Origin of the sequence: Atopococcus tabaci DSM 17538, assembly GCF_000429585.1 — a bacterium.
GTDB classification, from domain to species: Bacteria; Bacillota; Bacilli; order Lactobacillales; family Carnobacteriaceae_A; genus Atopococcus; species Atopococcus tabaci.
In genome coordinates this window covers 1-2,709 of the sequence record NZ_AUCD01000111.1, presented here as the reverse complement: position 1 = coordinate 2,709, position 2,709 = coordinate 1, and the positions used below count along the sequence as shown (strand labels likewise).

Sequence of the window (2,709 nt, the reverse complement as noted above, 5' to 3'; positions counted from 1 at the left end):
TGTGGTCACTCCTCTAATTTTCGTGGTTGGAACTTAGTGAGAGTGTATCACAAATGGTTTTCTATTTTTCTAGCTTAATTTTACAATTCAAGTTATTAAAAAAACGGGCAGATTGTTCCTGCCCGCGTGAAAAATGATAAGCGTGCATCAATCTGCTAGCTTATTTCTTTTCTTTTTTCTTTTGACGCGCCTTCATGGAACTCATCATTTGATTGATTTTCCGTTCTGACGGTTTTTGCCCCATTTGAATCATTAACATGCGCAATGTATCTTCGTCAATTGGAGGATTTTTTTCGAAATAATCCATCATGTATTTACGTGCGATGAAAAATCCGCCGACCAGTCCTCCGATGAGCGCTAAAATAATCAAAAGTACAGCTAATCCAGTATTCATCCGATCCACTCCTTTCCTCTCTACAATGAAATATTGTACTAAAAGATTCAAAAAAAAGAAATAGGAAAAACCTGCGGCTGTCCTTAAAACAGCCACAGGTCGTATCCTACTCGGTATCTACATTCGATCAGTCTTGAATGGACAAATAAGTAGCTACGACGTTTTCTGGAGTGAAGCCATATTCTTCTACGATGACTTCTCCTTTTCCACTTGCACCGAATTTGTCGATTCCCAGACTCTTGCCTTCAAGGCCAACGTAACGTTCCCATCCGAAAGTCGCACCCATTTCGATGGACAAGCGCTTAGTGACTTCTTTCGGCAAGACACTTTCTTTGTACGCATCGTCTTGTTGGTTGAACAGGTCGGTGCTCGGCATAGAAACAACCGATACATCATGCCCTTGATCACGGAGTTGTTTTTGGGCTTCAACTGCCAAGGACACTTCGGAACCAGTGGCAATCAAGATGCCTTCTGGTTTCTCGCCTTGTTGTGGAGACACCACATAGGCTCCTTTTTTGACATGGTCATGAGCCAGTGTTTCGGTGTTCGGCAAGACTGGCAAATTCTGACGAGTCAATACCAGCATCGTTGGACGATCGGTGGAGGTCAACGCAATTTCCCATGCTGCCGCCACTTCGTTTCCGTCCGCCGGGCGAAGAACTGTCAAATTCGGCATGCCACGGAAGCTCGACAAGTGCTCTACAGGCTCATGAGTCGGTCCGTCTTCTCCCACCGCAATGGAGTCATGTGTCATGACATAGATGGCAGGGATACGGGACAAGGCAGCCAAGCGTACAGCTGGACGCAAGTAATCCGTGAAGACAAAGAACGTTGCGGCGTATGTTTTTGTTCCGCCGTGCAAAAGAATCCCGTTCATGGCTGCGGCCATTGCGAATTCACGTACACCATACCAGATGTTGCGGCCTTCGTATTGACCAGGTTGGAAATCTTTTTCGCCGTCAATCATGGTTTTGTTGGAACTGGACAAGTCGGCTGCTCCGCCCCACAAGTTCGGAATCGCTTTGGCAGCAGCGTTCAGGACTTCCCCGCTGGTGCTGCGTGTGGCAGCTGCTTTGTCGCTTTCTTTGTAGACCGGCAACTGACTGTTCCACCCGGCAGGCAGCTCTCCGGTAAGTGCTGTTCCAAATTGCTCGCCTAATTCAGGATAAGCGGCTTTATAATTGTTCACCAAGTCATTCCAGTCCGCTTCCGCTTTCGCGCCTCTGTCAATAACGGCTTCTTTGAAGCGTTGCGCCACTTCTTCAGGGACAAAGAAGTTTTCGCCTTCCCATCCGTATGCTTTCTTCGCGGCTTCCACCCCTTCTTTTCCTAGTGGAGCGCCGTGAACGGTATGGCTTCCGGCATTCGGCGCACCGAAACCGATAACGGTTTTGACTTCGATCAATGTCGGTTTGTCTGTTTCGAGTTTGGCTTCTTCAATGGCATTGTTGATGGCATCCAAGTCGTTGCCGTCTTTCACTAAGATGTGCTGCCAACCGTAAGCTTCAAAACGAGCGCCGACATTTTCCGTGAAGGCTTTAGAAGTTGGTCCGTCCAATGAAATGTCATTGGAGTCGTACAACATGATCAGTTTGCCGAGTTTCAAATGTCCAGCCAAACTGACGGCTTCCGCAGAGACCCCTTCCATCAAATCGCCATCGCCGCACAATACGTACGTAAAGTGGTCGACCGGCTTGTGGTCTTCTTTGTTGTATGTTGCTGCCAAATGAGCTTCAGCCATGGCCATTCCCACCGCATTGGCAATCCCTTGTCCCAGCGGTCCTGTAGTGGCTTCCACCCCCGGTGTGTAATGAACTTCCGGGTGGCCAGGCGTGCGGCTTTCATACTGACGGAACGATTTCAAATCGTCCAATGTTACGTCGTGCCCTGACAGGTGCAGCAGGCTGTACAGCAGCATGGAACCGTGTCCCGCTGACAATACAAACCGGTCCCGGTCAAACCATTTCGGGTTTTTCGGGTTTACTGTCAAATGATTTTTCCATAGCACATACGCCATAGGAGCAGCTCCCATCGGCAATCCTGGGTGGCCGGAGTTTGCTTTTTGAATCCCATCAATACTTAATGTACGGATGGTGTTCACCGCCATTTGGTCTATCTTATCAAACAATCCAATCATCCTCTCGCTACTACAATAAATTGTCCTTCTTACACATCTTTTATTGTACTTGTTTCAAAATGTTATTTCAACGCTTACAAATATTATGTATGCGTCAAGTTTTCCTCGGTAACCTTTATTCTAAATGACCCTTAATATAAATGCGGTTATTTGTTTCTATTCATTTAACTAAATGAAA

Annotated in this window: 2 protein-coding genes; both read right to left on the bottom strand. The window is 47.0% G+C overall.

What is annotated here, in order from left to right; translation table 11 throughout:
- Positions 1-160: 160 nt before the first annotated feature.
- On the bottom strand, positions 161-394 hold the full coding sequence (locus tag G470_RS0111440; protein WP_028274908.1) for a YneF family protein: 234 nt from the start codon (positions 392-394) through the stop codon (positions 161-163).
- A gap of 127 nt (positions 395-521) precedes the next feature.
- Entirely contained in the window at positions 522-2,531 is a 2,010-nt protein-coding gene (tkt, locus tag G470_RS0111435) for a transketolase (protein ID WP_028274907.1), read from the bottom strand.
- Positions 2,532-2,709 lie beyond the last annotated feature (178 nt).